This window comes from Variovorax sp. YR216 (assembly GCF_900107745.1).
In the GTDB taxonomy this organism is placed as follows: domain Bacteria; phylum Pseudomonadota; class Gammaproteobacteria; order Burkholderiales; family Burkholderiaceae_C; genus Variovorax.
Window position 1 is genome coordinate 104,780 of record NZ_FNRO01000012.1, and the last position, 19,570, is coordinate 124,349.

At 68.3% G+C, this 19,570-nt stretch carries 16 protein-coding genes; 7 read left to right on the forward strand and 9 right to left on the reverse strand.

Annotation, left to right across the window (positions count from 1 at the left end; genetic code table 11):
- Nucleotides 1–128 precede the first annotated feature (128 nt).
- Nucleotides 129–827: a Crp/Fnr family transcriptional regulator gene (locus tag BLW05_RS24720; protein ID WP_093166211.1), complete on the forward strand. Its 699-nt coding sequence runs from the start codon at nucleotides 129–131 to the stop codon at nucleotides 825–827.
- A gap of 139 nt (nucleotides 828–966) precedes the next feature.
- Here the strand turns inward: BLW05_RS24720 and BLW05_RS24725 are convergent, their stop codons facing one another.
- Complete coding sequence (locus tag BLW05_RS24725) at nucleotides 967–2,172, reverse strand: lipocalin family protein (RefSeq protein WP_093166212.1); 1,206 nt, start codon at nucleotides 2,170–2,172, stop codon at nucleotides 967–969.
- A 150-nt stretch (nucleotides 2,173–2,322) separates the two neighbouring features.
- On the opposite strand from BLW05_RS24725, the gene BLW05_RS24730 reads away from it, so the two are divergent.
- Nucleotides 2,323–2,736 carry a DUF4189 domain-containing protein gene (locus BLW05_RS24730; protein WP_093166213.1) on the forward strand — a complete coding sequence of 138 codons (414 nt, stop codon included), beginning with the start codon at nucleotides 2,323–2,325 and terminating at the stop codon, nucleotides 2,734–2,736.
- A gap of 49 nt (nucleotides 2,737–2,785) precedes the next feature.
- Here BLW05_RS24730 and BLW05_RS24735 read toward each other — a convergent pair whose 3' ends face one another.
- The 8 genes from BLW05_RS24735 to BLW05_RS24770 all read right to left on the reverse strand — a co-directional run bounded on the left by BLW05_RS24735 (nucleotide 2,786) and on the right by BLW05_RS24770 (nucleotide 14,686).
- On the reverse strand, nucleotides 2,786–3,697 hold the full coding sequence (locus BLW05_RS24735; RefSeq protein WP_093166214.1) for an NAD(P)-dependent oxidoreductase: 912 nt from the start codon (nucleotides 3,695–3,697) through the stop codon (nucleotides 2,786–2,788).
- Between the two features lie 16 nt (nucleotides 3,698–3,713).
- Nucleotides 3,714–4,712, reverse strand: a complete 999-nt coding sequence (locus BLW05_RS24740) for a Bug family tripartite tricarboxylate transporter substrate binding protein (protein WP_093166215.1) — start codon at nucleotides 4,710–4,712, stop codon at nucleotides 3,714–3,716.
- Between the two features lie 10 nt (nucleotides 4,713–4,722).
- On the reverse strand, nucleotides 4,723–5,703 hold the full coding sequence (locus tag BLW05_RS24745) for a Bug family tripartite tricarboxylate transporter substrate binding protein (protein ID WP_093166216.1): 981 nt from the start codon (nucleotides 5,701–5,703) through the stop codon (nucleotides 4,723–4,725).
- Between the two features lie 137 nt (nucleotides 5,704–5,840).
- Nucleotides 5,841–7,232, reverse strand: a complete 1,392-nt coding sequence (locus tag BLW05_RS24750) for a ComEC/Rec2 family competence protein (protein WP_143044912.1) — start codon at nucleotides 7,230–7,232, stop codon at nucleotides 5,841–5,843.
- A 16-nt stretch (nucleotides 7,233–7,248) separates the two neighbouring features.
- Nucleotides 7,249–10,839, reverse strand: a complete 3,591-nt coding sequence (locus BLW05_RS24755; RefSeq protein ID WP_093166218.1) for a gluzincin family metallopeptidase — start codon at nucleotides 10,837–10,839, stop codon at nucleotides 7,249–7,251.
- A gap of 65 nt (nucleotides 10,840–10,904) precedes the next feature.
- A complete protein-coding gene (locus BLW05_RS24760; RefSeq protein WP_093166219.1) occupies nucleotides 10,905–11,405 on the reverse strand; it encodes a flavodoxin family protein in 501 nt (166 codons plus the stop codon).
- Nucleotides 11,406–11,445: 40 nt separating this feature from the next.
- Nucleotides 11,446–12,453 (reverse strand): alpha/beta fold hydrolase, encoded by a 1,008-nt coding sequence (locus tag BLW05_RS24765; protein ID WP_093166220.1) that lies wholly within the window; start codon nucleotides 12,451–12,453, stop codon nucleotides 11,446–11,448.
- A 136-nt stretch (nucleotides 12,454–12,589) separates the two neighbouring features.
- A complete protein-coding gene (locus tag BLW05_RS24770) occupies nucleotides 12,590–14,686 on the reverse strand; it encodes an O-linked N-acetylglucosamine transferase, SPINDLY family protein (RefSeq protein WP_093166221.1) in 2,097 nt (698 codons plus the stop codon).
- 208 nt (nucleotides 14,687–14,894) lie between these two features.
- Here BLW05_RS24770 and BLW05_RS24775 point away from each other — a divergent pair, with 208 nt between their 5' ends.
- The 5 genes from BLW05_RS24775 (at nucleotide 14,895) to BLW05_RS24795 (ending at nucleotide 19,312) form a co-directional block, all read left to right on the forward strand.
- Complete coding sequence (locus BLW05_RS24775) at nucleotides 14,895–15,536, forward strand: PepSY-associated TM helix domain-containing protein (RefSeq protein ID WP_093166222.1); 642 nt, start codon at nucleotides 14,895–14,897, stop codon at nucleotides 15,534–15,536.
- 20 nt (nucleotides 15,537–15,556) lie between these two features.
- A complete protein-coding gene (locus BLW05_RS24780) occupies nucleotides 15,557–16,078 on the forward strand; it encodes a DUF2271 domain-containing protein (protein ID WP_093166223.1) in 522 nt (173 codons plus the stop codon).
- 32 nt (nucleotides 16,079–16,110) lie between these two features.
- Nucleotides 16,111–16,911, forward strand: coding sequence for a DUF4198 domain-containing protein (locus tag BLW05_RS24785; RefSeq protein WP_093166291.1), 801 nt, complete (start codon nucleotides 16,111–16,113; stop codon nucleotides 16,909–16,911).
- Nucleotides 16,912–17,036: 125 nt separating this feature from the next.
- Nucleotides 17,037–17,948 carry an FAD:protein FMN transferase gene (locus BLW05_RS24790; RefSeq protein ID WP_256330479.1) on the forward strand — a complete coding sequence of 304 codons (912 nt, stop codon included), beginning with the start codon at nucleotides 17,037–17,039 and terminating at the stop codon, nucleotides 17,946–17,948.
- Nucleotides 17,945–19,312 (forward strand): sulfite reductase subunit alpha, encoded by a 1,368-nt coding sequence (locus BLW05_RS24795; protein ID WP_093166224.1) that lies wholly within the window; start codon nucleotides 17,945–17,947, stop codon nucleotides 19,310–19,312. The genes BLW05_RS24790 and BLW05_RS24795 overlap by 4 nt, the downstream gene beginning before the upstream one ends.
- Nucleotides 19,313–19,570: the final 258 nt, after the last annotated feature.

A 19,570-nucleotide genomic window follows, 5' to 3' on the forward strand; every position in this document is an offset into this window, starting at 1 on the left:
CGATTTCGGAACACAGGAAAGTGCAGAACGCTCATGCAGGCAGTCGCCGATCTGATAAAAATTGTCTGGCGTCCCGCCTTGCCGCGTTTGTCGGATATTTGCACCCGTGACGCCATGGAGACATTGGCATGCTCGAACTGACACCGCGGCAGCAGGCAGTCCTCTTGTCGAACCCCTGGTTCGCAGAGCTCGCCGCGGAGATCCGCGACGACGTGTTCGCGCGCGTGCGCCGGCGCGAGCTCGCGCAAGGGCAATACCTCTTTCGTCGTGGAGACGCCTACGAGGGCTTCTACGGCGTGCTCGACGGCTCGGTTCGCATCAGTGGCGTCACGCGCGGCGGACAGGAGGCGATCCTCACCTTCTACGAGCCCGGGGCTTGGTTCGGCGAAATTTCAGCCTTCGATGGCCTGCCCCGTACCCACGACGCTCAGGCGCACAAGCCCACCACGCTTCTGTGGCTGCAGCCAGCCGACTTCGAAGCATTGCTCGATCGGCACCCTGCACTGCCGCGCCTGTTCCTGCGCCTCGAATGTGCGCGCCTGCGATTGGTGGCCGGGGCTTTCGAAGAGTTCTCCACGCAAAGCTTCGAGGCAAGGCTCGCAAGCCGCTTGCTCGCCCTCGCAGAGGGCTTCGGTGCGTCGAACTCGCACGGCGTGCGCATCGAGTTGCATCTCTCGCAGGAAACCCTGGCCCAACTCGTGGGCGCGACGCGCCAGCGCATCAATCAGGTCCTGCAGGACTGGGCGCGCGATGGCCTGGTGGAGCAACACCGCGGAAAGCTGACAGTACTGGACGAAGCCAGGCTTCGAAGAGTCGCGCAGGGATGAGTGCAATGGCGATGCAGGTCAAGTCGCATTGAGCATTGAGCCTCGACCTCCCCTCTTGACGGGCAGCAACCAGGCGGAGCCCGAAACCGAACCTCGCTGAATTCCTACAGCGCGAGCGCGCTGCTTGCTGCTGTTGCCACTACTTGCGGACGGCCTGCTTCGCGCTCAGGCGGTCGTAGCCGCTCAGTTCGAGGAATCCCTCACCGGTCAGTACGCCGGAGACCTTCACAGGGCCTTCCCAGTAGATGTTGGCACTGGTCACGCTTGAGTCGAACTCGCTGTCGGGCTGGAACGGCTTGACGTCGAGCACGCCCGAAGGCAGCTTGAGACGCCACTCGGTCGGATAGGCGATGCGCGTCCTCGGGCTGGTCCACTGGTTGCCGGCGACCAGCTCGATCTCGCCGGCCTTGAGCGGCACCGACCCCTGCACATTCGAGATCGTGCCGGCGGTCATGACGCTGCGGCCTTCCATGTCGAACAGCTCGTAGAGCATCAGGTCCGAGCCGTCCGACAGGTGCAGCGCGAACCAGTTCCAGCCAAGCGTGAGAACGTCGAACTCGCCCCACTGGTGATCGAACCAGATGTCGCCGTGGACCTTCATCGGCTTGCCGCCGACGGTGATCTCGCCAGCGGCCTGGAGGCGGGGTCGCGAGTAGTAGTAGCTGATGCCGCTCGCGCCGAAATCGAGCAGGCCCGGCGTTTCCGAACCCGGCGCGCGATGCGCCACCACCTGCCCGCCGCCCTGCAGCGCGAGCGACACCTGGGCCCCGCCGTCGATCGCGGCGTGCAGCTTGCGCGACGTGGGCGTCTCGGTGACCTGCCAGCCTTCCTGCCGGAAGTCGAAGCCGTTGATCCCGGCGTTCGCTGGCGTGCCGGCGGTTCGCAGCTGGCTGGTGTAGCGCTTGCCGGTCTGGAGATCGGTCAGCGCCGCATGCATCACCGTGTGCTTGATCAGTCCGTTGGCGACAAAGACGACCATGTGAAACCCGAAGCGCTGCCCGCCCTTCGCATCGAGGACGCCGCTGTAGTACCACCACTCCATGGCGGAGCCGTGCGGCGCCTCGTCGGCGGGCAGGTTGAGGGGCGGGAGCGCGGCGGTCCGCTCCTTCGGTTTCTGGATGCTGTCGGAGGGCGACGCGACCGAGGCGGCGGCCTCGCGGGCCAGCGGTGTCGGTTCGCTTTCGGCGAGGTAGTCGAACGCGAAAAACGAGGCCGCCGCGACGACCACGACCGTTGCGAAGAAGATCAGCAGCCCTCGCCGCTTGCGCGCCCGCAAGTACGCCGAACGGGGCTTGCCGGCAGCGTATCGGCTGTAGTTTCTTCGAACCTGCTCGTCGACACTCATGGTGGTGGCGTCCTTTCGCCCGCGTGGTGTGGCCGGCGGCTATCTTAGCGACTGGCTCGAAGGCGGCTAGCGTCGGCGAACCTTCGGGCGCGCGCGTTGTCCATCTCGTCACGATCGGGCCTCGATGCCCCCGGAAACAGAAAGACGAAGATGACATTTCGAACGCGCGTGTGGCGCGCATTGGCCCCTCTGGCGCTGGCAGGCAGCGGGATTCTTGCCGGCACGGCGAGCCTGCCGGCACACGCCGACCCGGGGGCGAGCTGGGGCGCGATCGCGTCCCGCCAGGGTGCCTACGGCTTCTCGTACAACCAGCCCTCGCGCGGCGAGGCGGAGCGCGCCGCGCTCGCCCAGTGCAATCGCGTGGCGAGCCGCTCGGGCCAATGCGAGGTGCGCGCCTATTTCGACCGCTCCTGCGCCGCGCTCGCGACCGGCAACTTCGGCGAATGGGGCGCAGGCGTCGCGCCGACCGAGGCGGCGGCCATCAAGACCGCCGTCGGCACCTGTGAGAGCTACCTGCCGACCGAGCCCTGCAAGGTCACGGTCAAGGTCTGCTCGACACGCTGAGACCCCGGCTGCGCGGGCGCCATCGGGCTGCTGCCTTCGCGCGATTTGCTCAGCGCGACGGACCCTTGCCGGCGCTGTGCTCGATCAGCCGGTCCGCATACGCCTCCCACGGGTTCTGGGCGTCCACGCCTTCGAACACGCCGCCCTGCGCCTGGCGGGACACCCAGTCCTGCTTGTCGGCGATCGCGGCGGTCATGAGCGGCTCGAAGCCGGCCTCGCGCACGGTGGCCGCCGCTTCGCGCATCTCTTCCGCGCGGCGCTTGCCATGCTGCACCACGCGGCTGAAGAAGTAGGCGCCCTGCTTGTCCCAGTCGATCTGCGGAAAGGTTTCCTTCAGCGTCGGCAGCACGTGCGCCTCCACGCCGTAGCGGCGCGCGGTGGTGTAGCTTTCGATGACGAGCGCCTCCAGCCCCTTGATCATGATGCTGCGGCTCATCTTGATCGCCGAGGCCACACCGATGCGATCGCTGACCGCGCGCGCATCCATGCCCCAGCCGGCCAGCATCTGCGCGAGCGATGCGGCCTGCGCGCCGCCGAGCAGCATCGGCACCCGGATGCCGTAGGGCGGCACCGAGGTCATCACGCCCGCTTCGACGTAGTGCGCGCCGGCGCCATCGATCGCGGCCGCGGCGCGCTGCTTGGTGCCGGGCGAGGCCGAGTTGAGATCCAGGAAGCGCGCACCCGCGCCCACGCGGCGTGCGGCTTCCTGCGCGACGTCGAGCGTGTTCGACGCCGTGACCGCCGAGATCAGCAGCTCCGCGCCTTCGCACAGATCGGCCATGCCGTCTGCCACACGCATGCCATCGGCGCGCGCAGCATCGCGGGCGGCCTCGCCCGCCGCCGGGTCGGCGAAGCGCAGGTCCCACACCGCGATGCGGTCGATGTCCGTTTTCGGGAGCAGGCCGCGGCCGAAGATCCGCCCCACTTCGCCGTAGCCGATGATGCCGAGCTTGATGCCCATGGTGTCTTCTCCTGGTTCAGTCGACGGTGACGTGTGCGTTGCGGATCACGGGCTCCCAGCGCTTCAGTTCGGTCGCGATCAGCTTGCCGAACTCTTCGGGTGACGCGGGCGTCGCTTCCGCGCCCTCGGCCGCGAGCCGCGACTTGACTTCCGCCGAGTTGAGCGACTGGTTGATCTGCCGGTTGAGCGCGGTCACCACTTCCACGGGCGTTCCCGCGGGCGCCGTGATGCCGTACCACTGGTCGGCCTCGAAGCCCTTCGTGCCGGGCACGCCGCTTTCGGCCACCGTCGGCACCTCGGGCAGCAGGGCGATGCGCTTCGGGCTGGACACCGCCAGCGCGCGCAGCTTGCCGGCCTTGATGTGCGGCAGCAGCGCCGGCGCGCCGGTGAACAGCACTTGCACCTGCCCCGCCAGCAGATCCTGCACCGCTGGCGCGGTCCCGCGGTACGGGATGTGAAGGAACGACGCCCCGGTCTGCAGCTTGAGGTATTCCATCGTGATGTGCGCGGCGCTGCCATTGCCGCCCGAGCCGTAGGCAAGCTGGCCGGGCTTGGCCTTCGCGAGCGCGATCAGCTCGGCGAGCGAGCGCGCCGGCACCGAGGCATGCACCACGAGCACGTTCGGCACGCGCGCGACCCATGCGACCGGCGCAAAGCTCTGCAGCGGCTGGTAGTTGAGCTTGGGATACAGCGAGGGATTGATGGCCAGCGTGCCGATATGCCCCATGAGCAGCGTGTAGCCGTCGGCGGGCGCCTTCGCGACCCTTTCGGCGCCGAGCGATCCGCCCGCGCCGGGCACGTTCTCGATCACCACCGGCTGCTTCCATGCAAGGCCGAGCTCCATGCCGATCGCGCGCGCGAGGACGTCGGAAGAGCCGCCCGGCGTGAACGGCACGATCAAATGGATGGGCCGCGTGGGGTAGGCGGCCTGCGCGAACGCGCCGCGCGACGTGGCGAGCAGCGCACCGCCAGCCGCCGAGAGCATCGCCTGCCGGCGCGTGATTCCGTCCTGCATCGGCCGCCTCTCAGTCGGGTTGGATGTTGGCTTCGCGAATCAGCTTGCCGTAGCGCGCCGCCTCGCTCTTGAGCAACTTGTCGAACTGCTCCGAAGGTCCCGGCAGCGGCACGCCGCCCGCGGTGGCGAGCAGGTCGCGCACCTCGCTGGATTCGATCGCCTTCTGCACTGCTTCGTGCAGGCGCGCCTGCACCGGCTTCGGCAGGCCGGCCGGCGCCACGAGGCCATACCACACGCTGGCCTCGAAGCCCGGGTAGCCGGATTCGGCGACGGTCGGCACGCCGGGCAGCACCGCCGAACGCTCGCTGCTCATCACCGCGAGCACCCGCAGCTTGCCGGCCTTGGCGAGCGGCAGGGCTTCGAGCGCGTTGACTGCAACCACGTCCACATGGCCGCCGAGCGCGTCGGTGAGCGCCGGCGCGCCGCCCTTGTAGGGCACATGGCGCAGCGACAGGCCAGCGGTGTGCTGGAACAGTTCCATCGCCAAGTGCGGCGTCGAGCCGTTGCCCGGCGTTGCGACCGTCACGCCGCCCGGCTTGGCCTTGGCAGCGGCAACGAGTTGCGCGAGCGTCCTGATGTCCGAATCCTCGCGCACCGTGAACACCACCGGCACGCGGCCCACGAGACTGATGGGCGTGAAGTCGCGGTCGAGGTCGTAGGGCGCGGGCTTGAAGAGCGCCGGGTTCACCGCCAGCGCATTGGCCGCGAGCAACAGGGTGTAGCCATCGGGCGGGCTCGTGGTGAGCGTCTTCACCGCGATGTTGGTGCCCGCACCGGGCTTGTTCTCGACGATCACCGGCTGGCCGAGGATCGTCGACATGCGCAGCCCCACGGCGCGCGCGACCGCATCCACCGCGCCGCCCGCGGTATAGCCGACCAGGATCCGGATGGGCTTCGAGGGAAAGTTGTCGGCGGCCTGCGCGACGAAGGAGGTGCCGAGCAGCAGCGAGCCGGCCCACGCGGCGAGGCGGCGGCGAGTGATGAGTGTCATGAGGGGTCCTGCCTGAATCGAAACTCGAAACGGATGTGCCGCGGCTGCGTTCGATGTCGCCGTGCGCTTCGCATCCCACGACCGAGGCCCGGCTCCGCGAGCAGCGAAATGATAGCGGCGAAGCCCAGGGCCGAGCTTCAGAGCGGGATGCGGTAGTCGATCCAGTCGTCCTGCACATCGACCCGCTGCTGGAACCGCGTCCAGTCGGCGTCGGACATCGCAGGCGGCTTTTCGGGCATGCCGAGCTCGAGGTCGAGGATGCGGCCCCTGCAACGCTCGCCGAGCCTCTCGTGGAGCGACGGGAACGGCATGTTCCATTCCATCTTTGAGGCAGTGGGCCGGTCGAGCGGCAGCATCGCGACCAGGCCGTCGTCGGTCATCCGCTCCAGGCCCTTCTCGCGCAATGTCGCGTTGTGGCTGCCGTGGTGGCCGATCTTGTAGAAGATGGTCCGCGCGAGCAGTTGCTCGGCCCTGACCTTCCGGGCCGCGGCGCCATGGCCCGCGTCGACGCTCCATTCGATCTCGTCCCACGAGAGCCAGTTGCCGACCTGCGCATCGGCGGGAAACAGCAGCACCTCGCCCGAGTCCTCGAGCTCGAAGGCGAGGACGAGGCTGGTGTTGTTGGTGTCGGAGTCGAGCTGCAGCGCGAGCGCACCGGCCGGGCCGAGCCAGTCGTTCTCGATGCGCCGCCACGCCGGGCCCTTTTCGTAGCGGTCGCGGAAGTAGCGGCTGCGGCGCGCAGACTTCTCGCTGATGCGGAACCACTCGTCGAAGGGCTGATCGCCGGGCATCGCGCCCGCCTCCAGCGCGTCGATGGCCGAGAACAGGCTGAAGTCCGCGCCGCTCGCAGCGGCGAGCTGGTAGACCTCGCTCGCGCTTTTCGTCGGATCGCTCTTCCTGATCCACTTCCTGTCGTGCGGCGGGCCGAGCACATACACGCGCACGCGCTTCGCGCCGGGCAGGGTGAAGGTCTCGCCGGGGAACAGGTAGCGAGGCGGGCGCGGCGCGGTGCGCGACTTGACCCAGTCCATCGCCGTGCGAGTGGTGGCGCGCGCGGCCGCGCCCTGCCCTCCCCAGAACTCCAGGATCGCGTTCAGCCGCGCCGCGCTCTTCTGCGCCGAGGGGTCCGCACTCGCGCCGATCTGCCGGCTCGCCGCCGCGATCCGGTTCAGCGCTGCCGCGCGACGCCCGCGCAATTCGTCGGCGAGCGGCTCGCCGGGCTTCTCGGTCCACGCGACCCAGGATTCGCCGACCTGGAGCTTGTCGCGCTCCAGCAGCGCCTGCGCCTGCGCGAAGCCCGAGACATGGTCCCAGTGCTCGTGCGTGGCGACCATCACGTCGAGCTTGCCAGCAGTCGCGGACACGATGTGGCCCGCCACCTTCTGCATCTTCGCCTTCGCATCGGGCGTGCCGAGCAGCACGCCGAAGTCGATGAGCACATGCACCTCGCCGGCATCGCCCGGAAAGCTCAGCAGGAACGAATCGCCCAGGCCCTGGCGGAACATGCGGATTCGGACGGCGGATTCCACCTCGTGCTCCTTCGCTTCAATGACGGTGCAGGACCGCGAAGGGCTCCCGCTCCTCGGCGCCCGGCGGGCCGAAATAGGTCGCCGCGAGACTGCGGCTTCCCTCGTCCATGAAGAAGCGGCGCTGCCGCCCCTTGCGCTCGTCAGTGAGCTTCTTCTTGATGCTGTAGCGCACCTCGCCGGTCTCGGCATCGACGAGCAGCGTGCATCCGCCGCGGAAGTAGTAGTCGGCCTTGCGGTCGCCGCGTGCCTTTTCGCCGTCGACGTACTGGGGGATGCGCTGCGTGAGCTCGATCACCCACTGGAAGTTGGGCCGCCCCTCCCAGTCCATCCGGATCGAGGGCCGCAGCGAGTGCACTTCGAACGGCAGCTCGGGGTCGAGCCCGGCGAGCACGACCTTCTCCTCCGCGAGACGCGGCCTCAGGTACGCATGCAGCGCCGCCCGACGGTCGCGCGTCATCTCGAAGAGCGCCTTGCGGTCTTTCGACAGGCCCCAGGAGCGGATGTCCTTGGCCCACTCCTTGGCGATGCCGACCATCACATGCTCGTTCTCGTCGGGCGCGGCCGTGGCGGCACGCCACAGCAGGCCTTCGACCGAGAAGGCGCGCACGTTCTCCGGCACGATGCCGCGCCGCCGGAAGGCCTCGATGAAAGCCACGCGGCGATGCTCGTCATCGACCGGGTCGTTCTCGAAATCGGCGGTGATGAGCGCGCGCAGGTAGTCGCCGAAGTTGATGTCCACCGGCGGGCAGTAGTCGAGCGCACGGATGCACATGTCGAGCACCTGCCGCGCCGATTGCGAGGCCTCGTCGGCGAGGCGGCCGATCAGGTCGGGGTCCAGGTTGCCTTCGCGCGTCACGCCGGTGCCCTCGCTCGCGATGCGGAACAGGTCGGCGACGCGGCTCTTGTAGATGGAAAGAAACGCGTCGAACACCGCGGCCACCAGCACCGCGCCGCGTTCGTGCGGCTCCATGGAGCGCTGGTAGTCGTCGGGATGCCCTTCCTGTCGCTGCCAGCGGCCGGTCTTCTCGTCGATGGCGCCGATCGCGCTGCGCAGCGCACCCCGGTTGCCGATCGCCTGGCCGAACTCCTGCGCAAGCTGGCCGAGCTGGCTCTGGCCGGCGAGGTCGCCGCGCGTCGACGCGATCTGCTGCCGAAGCACTTCGGGCAGCGAGAAGTGCTGGAACAGCGCGACGATGTCCGCGAAGGCCTCATGAAAGGCGAGCACGTCGGGGTTGCTCGCTTCGCTGAAGCGCCGGTGCATGCCGTCGAGCAGCGCGTGCGTGACCTCGTGCGCAACGATGTCGTGCGACAGGCAGCTGAAGACGGTGAGCCGGGCGCCGCTCTCTTCGACCGCCGGCGCCGAGAAGTAACCGAAGAGCAGCGCCTTCTTGTCCGGGCTGTAGTAGGCGTTGGCCTCGCGCAGCGCATGCGGGTAGATGCGCAGGCGCTGCACGTACTCCTCGCTGGGGCCGCCCCCGGCGTCCCTCGCATTGTGCGAACGCCACAGGGCCAGCCGGCCGAGCGCGCGCTCGAAGGTGCGAATGGTCCGCATCGCGACCGCGTAGACCATCTGCTGATGGAACTGCGGGCTGCTTTCCGATGGCGGCAAGCCGTGCTGCGCCACCACGTAGCGGTCGTTGAGATCGACCGGCTCATAGAAGCAGCGGCTCGCCGGATCGCGATCGACCACCTCGACGTATTCGCCGGTCGGCCCGGGTCCGAGGATGTCGCGGCCGTTGGCATCGCGCTCCCAGGGCACGCGGATCAGCGTCTCGTTGATGCCGGCGGTCTCGCGCTGGCGGCCCATGCTGGGGTCGAAGGCGAACACGCGTACCAGGCGCTGCGTGGACGGGGCGATGGGGATCGCTTCGATCTTCGGCGCCAGCGGGGTGCTTTGCTTCGCGTTCGCCTTCGGTGTCTTGCGCTCGATCTGGTAGAGCACATTTCCAGTGTCGCCGTCGACGATGAGCGTGACGCCGGCCCAGGGCCGGGTGTCGACCTCGACCGTGAGCTCGAGCGCCTTGCCCCGGGCCTTCGGGGCCGGCGCAACCTGCATTTCCTGCACCAGCTTGATGACCCACTGGAACGCGAAGTTGCCCGACACGTCGCTGCGCTCGCGCGGATGGAACGACTCGACCTCGAAGTGGCGGCGCAGATCGATCGGGCCGATCGCGGCGATCGGGCTGTCCGACAGCCGCTGGTGCAGCAGCGCACGCTTGCCTTCGAGCATCTGCCAGAGTGCCTCGCGGTCGTGCGGCAGCGTCCAGGGCGTGAACTCGCGCGACAGTTCGCGCACGAACTCGCTCACCGCGCGGGTTGCCGCGGACTTCGCCGGTGCGCGCCAGAGGATCGTGTCCTGCGAAAGCGTGCCCACGTCCGGCGGCAGGATGCCGTAGCTGCGGAAGGCGTCGATGAACGCGAGCCGGTAGTTGCCTTCGTCCACCGGGCGCAGGTCGTGGTCGGCGGTGACGATCGCGCGCAGGAAGTCGCCGCTGGTGGTCTCGACGGGCGGCATGTAGTCCAGCGCGCGGATGATCATCTCCAGCACGCGCTGCGCCGAGCGCGAGGCCTCCTGCGCAAGCCGGTTCACGAGGTCGGGATGCAACTGGCCCTCGGGAAGGATGCCGGTGCCCTGGGTGGCGATGCGGCGCAGGTCGGCGGTGCGCGCCTCGTAGATCTTCTTCAGCGCCTCGAAGACCGCGCTCACCACGATCGCGCCGCGATCGTGCGGCTCCAGCGTCGCGGCGTAGGCCTTCGGATCGGGCTTGCGCGGATGCCAGGCGCCGGCCTCGTCGATCGACCCGAGCGCATTGCGGATGCCCTCGGGCCGCCCGATCGCCTCGCCGAACTGCGGGGCGATCGCGCCGAGCCGGCGCGAGTTCTCCAGCCGGCCCTGGATCCCGGCGATCTGGCCGCGGAACACGTCCGAGGGCCAGAAGTGCTGCAGCACCGCGATGAGATCGGCGTAGGCCTCGTGCAGCGCAAGCACGTCCGGGTGCTGGCCCTTGAAGGAGATGCGCATGCCGTCGAGCATCGCGTGCGTGATCTCGTGCGCGATCACGTCCTGCGACAGGCAGGTGAAGATCGTCGTGCCCTCGTAGGCCGAGGACTGCTGCGCGCGGAAGTAGCCGAAGCAGAGGCCGTCGCCGGGCTTGTAGTAGGCGTTGGCATCCTTCGTGTAGTGCGGATAGATGGGGAACTGGCGCCGGTAGCTGACGCGGCGACCCTTCACGCTCGGCGGCCAGTGGATCGAACGCCCGAGCGCACGCTCGAAGTTGCGGATGGTGCGCATCGCAACCGCGTACGCCATCTGATGGTGGAACTGCGGATTGCCGTCCGAGGGCGCGAGCCCGTCGTTCGCGAGGATCTGCGGATCGTCGAGGTCGACGGCGGGATGCACCTGGCGGCCGTGCTCGTCCTTGTCCACCACCGCGATGTATTCGCCGACGGGGCCGGGCTTCAGGTCTTCCCAGGGCACCAGCAGCGTCATCTCGTTCATGACCGCGGTGTCCAGGCGCGCGGTGGTGCCCGGGTCGAAGGCGAAGACGCGCAGCCTGCGATAGACCGGGAGGGGGACCCGCCAGCGTTTGTCGATCCTCGGCTCCATGGCGCGGATGCTAGACCGGTGAAGGCCGGGCGCAACCGCCAGAAGGCATAGCCGATAAGGCCGCTTCAGTAGACCCCGAGTGCCATTCCGGCGGCCAGCGCCGCGCCGAGTTCGCGGCATTGAACCAGATCCTCTTGGCCGATCTGCTTGGGCCGCAGGATGGCTTCGGGCGTCTGGGCATGCGTGCACACGATGAACGCCGGCGCGACGGACCTGAGCCGCCAGCCGGTGGCGATGCGGTCGATCTGCCGCACTGCGTTCTGCCCGTCGCTCCCCGCGCACACCAGCACGGCGTAGGGCCGGCCGTTGATGCGGTCTAGCGCGGGGTAGTAGCAGCGGTCGAAGAAGTCCTTCATCAGCCCTGCGATCGCAGCGAGGTTCTCGGGCGTGGCGAAGATGTAGCCGTCGGCGCCCAGCACATCGTCGGGGCCGGCCTCCGTCGCGCGCAGCAGCCTCACCTGCACGCCGGGTTCGTCGCGTGCGCCTTCGACGGCCGCCTGCGCCATCTGCGCGGTGCCGCCGGTCATCGTGTGATAGACAACGAGCAGCGTCTTCTGGGGATTCATCGCCGCCCAGCATAGCGGCTCGATCCCCCCGGACGGAAGCTCAGTCGTCCTTGTCCTTGTCCTTCGAGCGGCCGGTGAGGAAGTCGAGCGTGGCCTGCCAGGTCTGCGGCGAATTCAGGATGCCCAGGTGGCCGGTGTGCAGGAAGGGGTCGTAGGCGCCCTGCCCGGTGAGCACGATCTCGCGTGCACCGCGCAGGCGCGCGCTCTTGGAGAAATCCGTCGGCTTGCCGAACGAATCGACCGCGGGCACCGGCGCGATCGAGCCGTCCTGCACCGGGAAGTAGACGAAGCTCGCGTCGCCGTTGCGGATGACCAGCACCTTCGTGGGACCGTCGTTTTCCCTGCCGCCGCTGCGTCCGTTGAGCAGTTGCAGGAAGGGCGTGTCGGGCGAGCCGAGCTCCTGGCACAGCTCGCTTTGCGGCGTAAAGCCGCCGGCCGCTGCCGCCTGCCAATAGTTGGCCGGGTCCGGCGAGCAGTTGATGATCCCGTGGTTGGGCCCGTCGATGGCGACGAAGCGGCGCACCATGTCCTGCGCCTCGTCCTGCCGCATCCATTCGCGCGCGAGCGTCACGCCGAGGCTGTGGCCGACGATGTCCACCTGCTTCGCGCCGGTGAAGTTCATCACCGCGCGGATGAAGCGGCGCAGGTCGGGCACATTGGCCGCGTTGGTGTGGGCGATGCTCGAGCGGCGCGTGGGGTCGGCGGCCAGGTCGCACTGGTCGCCCTGGTAGCCGATGCCCCAGAGCTCGCTGGTCGAGTAGCCGTTGTCCGCGAGGAACTGCGCCAGCGCCTGCGCCCGGCCATAGGGATTGCAGGCGGTCGCGAACGGCGTGTCGTTGTTGCCGTGGATGAAGATCACCGGCGTTCGCGCCACCGGGCCGGCCGCGCCGAAGCCGATGAGCGGCTTGCCGAGCGAGGTGTCCTCGATCGCGGGAAAGCCTGGCGGCAGTGTGTTGCCGACGGTGCCGGCCGCCTGCGCGGTGGCAGCGGCACCGGCAGCGATGGCAAGGGTTGCGAGAGCGGCGGCATGGCGAATCCACGTTTTCATCAGCGGGCTCCTTCCTCAGCGCCGCGCATGATGCCGTTGAAGGATGACGCTGGCAAGACGGGCGCCGCAACATCATGGCGGCGGCAACTTCGTGAGCGCCGGCGTCAGCATCCGCGCCGCACAGCCCTGACGGCGGTCACGCCGCGAACGGGGCGACGTCGATCGGCTCGGGCGGCAGGCCCGCGACATGGCGCGCCCACATCGCCTCGCATGCGGCCTCGAAGTGGCGGGTGAAGCGGCGCGCATCGAAGACGCCGCTGGCTTCGCGCTGCTGCAGCAGCTTGCCGCGCACCGCCGCGAGTTGCTGGGACGAACCTGCGAGCTCGAGTGCGCGCGCCTCGTACGACGCGACATCGTGCGTCACGAGTTCGGGCAGCCCCATCGCGCCGAGCAGGCTCGAAGCCACGCGTGCCGCGAAGGTGTCTCCCTCGCGCGTGAGCACGGGCAGTCCGGCACGCAGCGCATCGCTGCAGGTGGTGTGGGCGTTGTAGTGGAAGGTGTCGAGGAACAGGTCCGCCAGCGCGTGGCGCGACAGATGTTCCGCGTGCGACGAGCGCTTCGCCCACACGATGCGCGACGGATCGACGCCGAGCCGCCGCGCCTCGGCCGCGAGCGACGACGGCGCGCCGGCGTGGCCTTCCAGCAGCCAGAGCACGCTGCCGGGCACGGCCGACAGGAGGCGCATCCACACCTCGAAGACGTCGGGCGTGATCTTGTAGTTGTTGTTGAAACAGGCGAACACGAAGCCGTCCGCCGGCAGCCCGGCCTGCGCGCGCGTCGACGTGCAGGGCGCGACCTCGGCCAGCTCGTCGTTGCACTGGTAGGAGCCCGGCAGACGGACGACCTTCTCGCTGTAGAAGCGCTGCTCTTCGGGCCGGATGACGACCGCGTCGGCAAGGATGTAGTCGATGAAGTCCGCACCCATCGTTCCGGGATAGCCGAGATAGCTGACCTGCAGCGGTGCGGCGCGGTGGGCGAAGATGCCGGGGCGCGAGCCTTCGATGTAGCCGTTGAGGTCGATCGCGATGTCGATGCCGGCTTCGCGCGCCAGCGCCGCGATCTGTGCATCGTCGCGGTTCGCCACCTCGTCGAAATGATCGAGCGACTGCATGACGCGCCGGCCCAGCGGATCCGAGATCGGCGGGCCGAACGAGAAACCGAAGCTCTCGAAGCGCGCGCGGTCGTGGCACTCGAAGAGACGCGCGATGAGCTGGGAAGTCGGATGCGGACCGAAGCCGGATGAAAAGTAGCCGATGCGCAGGCGGCGCGGCGCTGCGTCGGGAGGCGCGGGTGCCGGGCCGCGAGCCGGCACCGCATGGTCCTGCGCGTAGCGCTTTGCGCAAGCCAGCAGCACTTCCGGGTCCGCGCCGGTCGGCAGCAGGGCAAAGGGCTCGGCCGCTTGTTCGCCGGCCAGCACGCGACCGCAGGTCTCCTGCAGCAGCGATGGGTATCCGTCCCAGCGGCACGCGAGCATGCGGTCATGCAGCCAGTAGCCGCGCAGGTAGCCGGTGTCGGCGGGCAGCTGCGCGAGGCGCGACAAGGCTTCGCGCGCGGCGTCCTGGCGGCCGGTGCTTTCGAGTAGCGCCACGCGGTTCATCGATGCGTAGACATCCTGCGGTGCGAACTGAAGGGCGCGCTCGCAGCTCGCAATGGCATCGTCCAGCCGGCCGAGCTCGGCCAGCGCCATGGCACGCTCCGACCAGGCGCGGGCAAGCTGGGGCTGGAGCTTCAGCGCGCGCTCGAAGTGCACCACGGCCTGCTGCGGACGCTGCAATGCCAGCAGGCTGCTGCCGAGATTGAGCTGCAGTTCCGGCACCCGGTCGTTGATGCGTGCCGCGCGCTCGAACGCGGCGAGCGCGAGCGCATGCTCGCCCGTCGCGCTGTGGGCGACGCCGATTTCATGCAGCGCTTCGAAGAATTCGCCGGCCTCCCGGATCGCGCGCTCGAAACAGGCGATGGCTTCGCGCGCGCTTCCGCGCTGGAGGCGAACACGGCCCAGGTAGAAGTGCGCTTCGGCGGAGCAGTCGGGCAAGGCGACCGCGCTTGCAAGGTAGTGCTCGCAGCCTGCCAGGTCGCCCTGGTTGCCGTGGATGAAAGCCAGAAGCTCGAAGGCACGCGCGGGTGCGTCCGGCTTGTCGATGATGGCGCGCAGCATGGCCTCGGCCTGGGGCGCGCCGCCGGAGCGGAACAGCTGTTCGGCTTGAGCGAGAAGGGGATGAGGTGCGCTCGGCATGGCGCCGATTCTCACGCATGGAGAAATTTCGGCAGGGCGGCGCTCACCTGAACGAATCCCTTTACTTAACTTCACTTGCTATGAAATTCGTAGCATCAAAGGACCGAGAGCAAAGGGTTTCCGGCTGAAAGGCAAGTCCAGCCCTCCTGGACCCAGATTTCCGCAAATGACATTCATTCGCATTTGATGTCTAGAATGGCGGGCTCCAATGACCTCTGCTCCCAACGCCCGCCGCCGCGCCTACTGGCTGAAAACCTTGCACGAATGGCACTGGATCAGCTCCGCGGTTTGCCTCGTGGGGATGGTGCTGTTTGCCGTCACCGGCTTCACGCTCAACCATGCGGCGAGCATCGAAGCCAAGCCCCAGGTCACGAATCGCATCGCGAAGATCGATGCACACCTGCGCGAGCAGCTCGTGCAGGCGGTGCCCGAAGCCAGGTCGAACAAGGGCAAGGCCGAGTTGCCCGAGGCGCTCCAGGCGTGGGTCCGGCACGAATGGTCGGTCCAGACCGCAGGCCGCGAGGCCGAGTGGTCCGATGACGAGATCTATCTTTCGCTGCCGCGTCCGGGCGGCGACGCGTGGCTGCGGCTCAACCTCGACGACGGCGAGATCGAGTACGAGCGCACCGACCGCGGTTGGCTCTCCTACTTCAACGATCTGCACAAGGGCCGCAACACCGGCGCGGCCTGGAGCTGGTTCATCGACATCTTCGCCGTGGCGGCGCTGGTGTTCTCGATCACCGGCCTGTTCATTCTCAAGATGCACGCGGGCAACAGGCCCCTCACCTGGCCGGTGGCCGGGATGGGGCTCGTGATTCCGGTGCTGCTCGCCTTGTTGTTCATCCATTGATTCTTCGGAAAGAGGTTTTCGTGCAAGTTCGCTACTCCCTCGCTCTCGTTGCGCTCCTGGGCGCGCCGGCCTTCGCCGGAGGGCTCTCCGTCAACATCGAAGTGCCGCGCCTCAATGTCGCGGAGTACCACCGCCCTTACGTCGCCGCGTGGATCGAGCGGCCGGACCAGTCGGTCGCGACGACGCTGGCGGTTTGGTACGACGTCAAGAACAAGGGCAATGCCGAGGGCGAAGGCACAAAATGGCTCAAGGACCTGCGCCAGTGGTGGCGCCGCACGGGGCGTGAACTGCAGATGCCGGTCGACGGGGTGAGCAGTGCGACGCGGCCCGCGGGCAAGCACCAGCTCGCCTTCACCGAAGGCTCAGCCCAGATGCCCAAGCTGGCGCCGGGCGCCTACAAGCTTCATGTCGAAGCAGCGCGCGAAGTCGGCGGGCGCGAGATCGTGGGCATCCCCTTCCAGTGGCCGCCGGCCAAGGCGGACACGGCGACCGTCGCCGGGACCAGCGAGCTCGGCGAGATCAAGCTCGACCTCGCCCCCTGAACCCCTTCCATCCTCGACTTCGGGAATTCATGATGAAGATTGCCACCCGCATTGCCTCGATCGCCTTCGCTCTTTCCGCCAGCGCCGCGGTCCACGCACACAACGTCTGGCTGCTCCCGTCGAGCACGGTGCTGTCGAAGGGCGACTGGATCACGGTCGATGCCGCGGTCTCGAACGACCTCTTCTTCTTCAACCACCGCCCGATGGGGCTCGACAACCTCGTCGTCACTGCGCCGGACGGCAGCACGATCAAGCCCGAGAACATCCACGAGGGCAAGCTGCGCAGCGTGTTCGACCTGAACCTCGTGCAGCCGGGCACCTACCGGGTCGCGGTGCTGAACGGCGGCGTCTTCGCGCGCTGGAAGGACAAGGCCACCGGCCAGGTCAAGCGCGCGCGCGGCACGCCGGAGAACATCACGAGCCAGATCCCCGCCGATGCGCAGGAGGTCGAAGTCACGCAGTCCGCCGGGCGCATCGAGACCTTCGTCACGGTCGGCAAGCCGAGCGCGCTGAAGCCGAGCGGCAAGGGGCTGGAGCTCATCGCCGCCAACCCCACCGACCTGGTGAAGGGCGAGAAGGCCGGCTTCGCGCTGCAGATCGACGGACAGCCGGCGAAGAACTTCGACGTGACGATCACGCAGGGCAATACGCGCTATCGCGACAAGATCAACGAGACCACGGTCCGCACCGACGCCAATGGCCAGTTCTCGGTCACCTGGCCCGAGGCCGGCATGTACTGGCTCGAGGCCACCGGCAAGGACACGAAGACCTCCGTGCCGGCCGCCAAGGAACGGCGCCTGAGCTACGCCGCGACTCTGGAAGTGATGCCCTGACGTCCCCGGCGAACCCGACATCGCCGCGCGTTTCCTTCGCGACCTGGCGACCCGGCGGCTATGCGAACAGCGCCGCTCCCCGGCTTGCGGACCCCGCGAGCCTGCAAAGCCTGGGTGGCCGAACGATGGGGACCACCTGGAGCGTCCGTCTGGACAATCCCTCGATGGTGCCGCTCGAGGCGATCCGGGCGGCCATCGAGGGCGCGCTGGATCGGGTCATCGCGCAGATGAGCACCTGGGAGCCCGGCTCGCGCATCGCTCAATTCAACGAGGCGCCTGCGGGCAGCCGCCATGTGCTCGAACCGGAATTCGCCGAGGTGCTCGATGGCGCGCTGCACTGGGCGGCCGCCAGCGGTGGGGCGATCGATCCGACGATCGGGTCGCTGGTGTCGCTCTGGGGATTCGGTTCGCACGCCAGCCCGGTCACACACCTGCCCTCGCCGTCCGAACTCGCTGCCGCGCGCGCTCGCGTTGGCTGGCAGCAGCTGCAGTTCGACGGCGCGGCACGCACGATCACGCAGCCCGGTGGCGTGCGACTGGATCTGTCCGGTATCGCGAAGGGCTTTTCGGTGGACCGCGTGGCAGATTCGCTGCAAGCGCTCGGCCTTCGAAACTTTCTCGTGGAAGTCGGGGGCGAAGTGCGCTGCGCAGGCCGGCGTCCGTTCGGCGCGCCCTGGCGCGTGCTGGTGGAGGCCGGTCCCCAATCGGTTCCGGTTGCGCTCACCGACATGGCCGTCGCGACCTCCGGCAATCGCTGGCACGCGCGCGAGCTGGATGGACAGCGGTGGTCGCACACGATCGATCCGCGCACCGGAGAGCCGGTGAGGCACCCGCTCGTTTCCGTCACCGTGCTTCATCCGCAGTGCATGCATGCGGACGCGCTGGCCACGGTGCTCACCGTGCTCGGTCCGGAGGACGGCTTCGCGTTTGCGCAGCGGCACAAGCTTGCCGCGCTGTTCGTCAAGGAAGACGGGGGCAGGCACCTGGCGTGTGCCACCGACGACTGGGCGGCACGCGCGCAAGTCCACGCCTCATGAACGATCCCGCATGGCGCGCCATCGGGGCGGGCATGACCGTGCTCGCCTATGCGGCGCTCTGCGCGAGCGTGTACTGGCGGCAGCGCCGGCTTCGCGCCGACAACGCCCGCGCAGCTGCTGCGCTGGCCGGCGGCGATACGGGCCAGCAGGCCCTGGTGCTTTTCGCCAGCCAGACCGGGAACGCCGAAACCCTGGCGTGGAAGACGGCGCGCTGGCTTCATGAGCGCGGCACACCTTCGCGGTTGATGCCGCTCAACGATGCCGATGCGGAAACCCTGCGCAGGGCGGGCAGCGCCTATTTCATCGCGAGCACTTACGGCGAGGGCGACGCGCCGGATGGCGCGAGCGTCTTCGCCGAGCGCGTGATGGGCGGCGCGGTGGCTGATCTGTCGTCGCTCCGGTATGCGGTGCTCGCCCTGGGTGACCGGCAGTACGCCAACTTCTGCGCCTTCGGCCGTGCACTCGATGAATGGCTGCACGCCAAAGGCGCCAGGCGCCAGTCCGAACGCATCGAGGTGGACAACGGCGATGCGGTTCAACTCGCTGCGTGGCAGGCGCATTGCAGCGGCAGCAACGCCGAGGCCGTGGCGGAAGCCCCTGTCTCGGCACCACAGCCATGGCGCCTCGTGCGGCGAACGCTGCTCAACGAAGGCAGCGCGGGCGGGCCGATCTTCGAGCTGGCGTTCACGCCCGCGGACGGAAGCGCTGCGCATTGGGAGTCCGGCGACACCGCGCAGATCACGCTCGACAGCGATCCGGGTCGCCCGCGCGAATACTCGATCGCCTCGATCGCGGCCGACGGAGAAATGCAGTTCCTCGTTCGACAGGAACGGCACCCCGACGGCACGCTGGGCGCCGCCTCCGGCCTGTTGACCTCCACCCTCCCCATCGGCGACACGGCGACTTTCCGCATCCGCCCGCATCGCGGCTTCCGGCTTGGCGGCAATGCCGATCGCCCGCTGATCCTCATCGGCAATGGCACCGGACTGGCAGGACTTCGCAGCCACCTGCGCGCCAGGGCGGCAAGGGGTCGGCGCGAGAACTGGCTCGTCTTCGGCGAACGCAACGCGCGATGCGACTTCCTGTGCCGGGACGAGATCGCATCGTGGCAGCAGGGCGGCGTTCTCGGTCGCGTCGACATGGTCTTCTCGCGGGACCAGGAAGAGGCGCTCTACGTGCAGCACCGCCTGCTGCAGGCCCATGAACAGGTGTCGCAGTGGATCGCAAGCGGCGCGGCGATCTATGTCTGCGGCAGCCTGAACGGCATGGCGTCGGGCGTCGATGCGGCGCTCAGGCAGATCCTCGGCACAGCGGTGATGGGTGAACTGTCGGCGGCCGATCGCTATCGCCGCGACGTCTACTGACCGAATCCTCGCTCTGGAGTCCGCATTTGAGGTCCGCGTGCGCCGCCACCTCAATGCCCTGACGGGAGCGGTCCCGCTTCTGAAGCCTGAACTCCCGAAGAACCATCGTGCATTGACCCATGTTGTCGAGCCTCAGGTGCAGCCCGTCGTGCTGCAATCGTGAAGGCACCGTTCATTCACTCAATGTTGCCTTCAGTTTCGCACCATTGATGGGTTCGCAATGCACCCGGCCTAGAGTGATTTCGCAGGATCAATCAA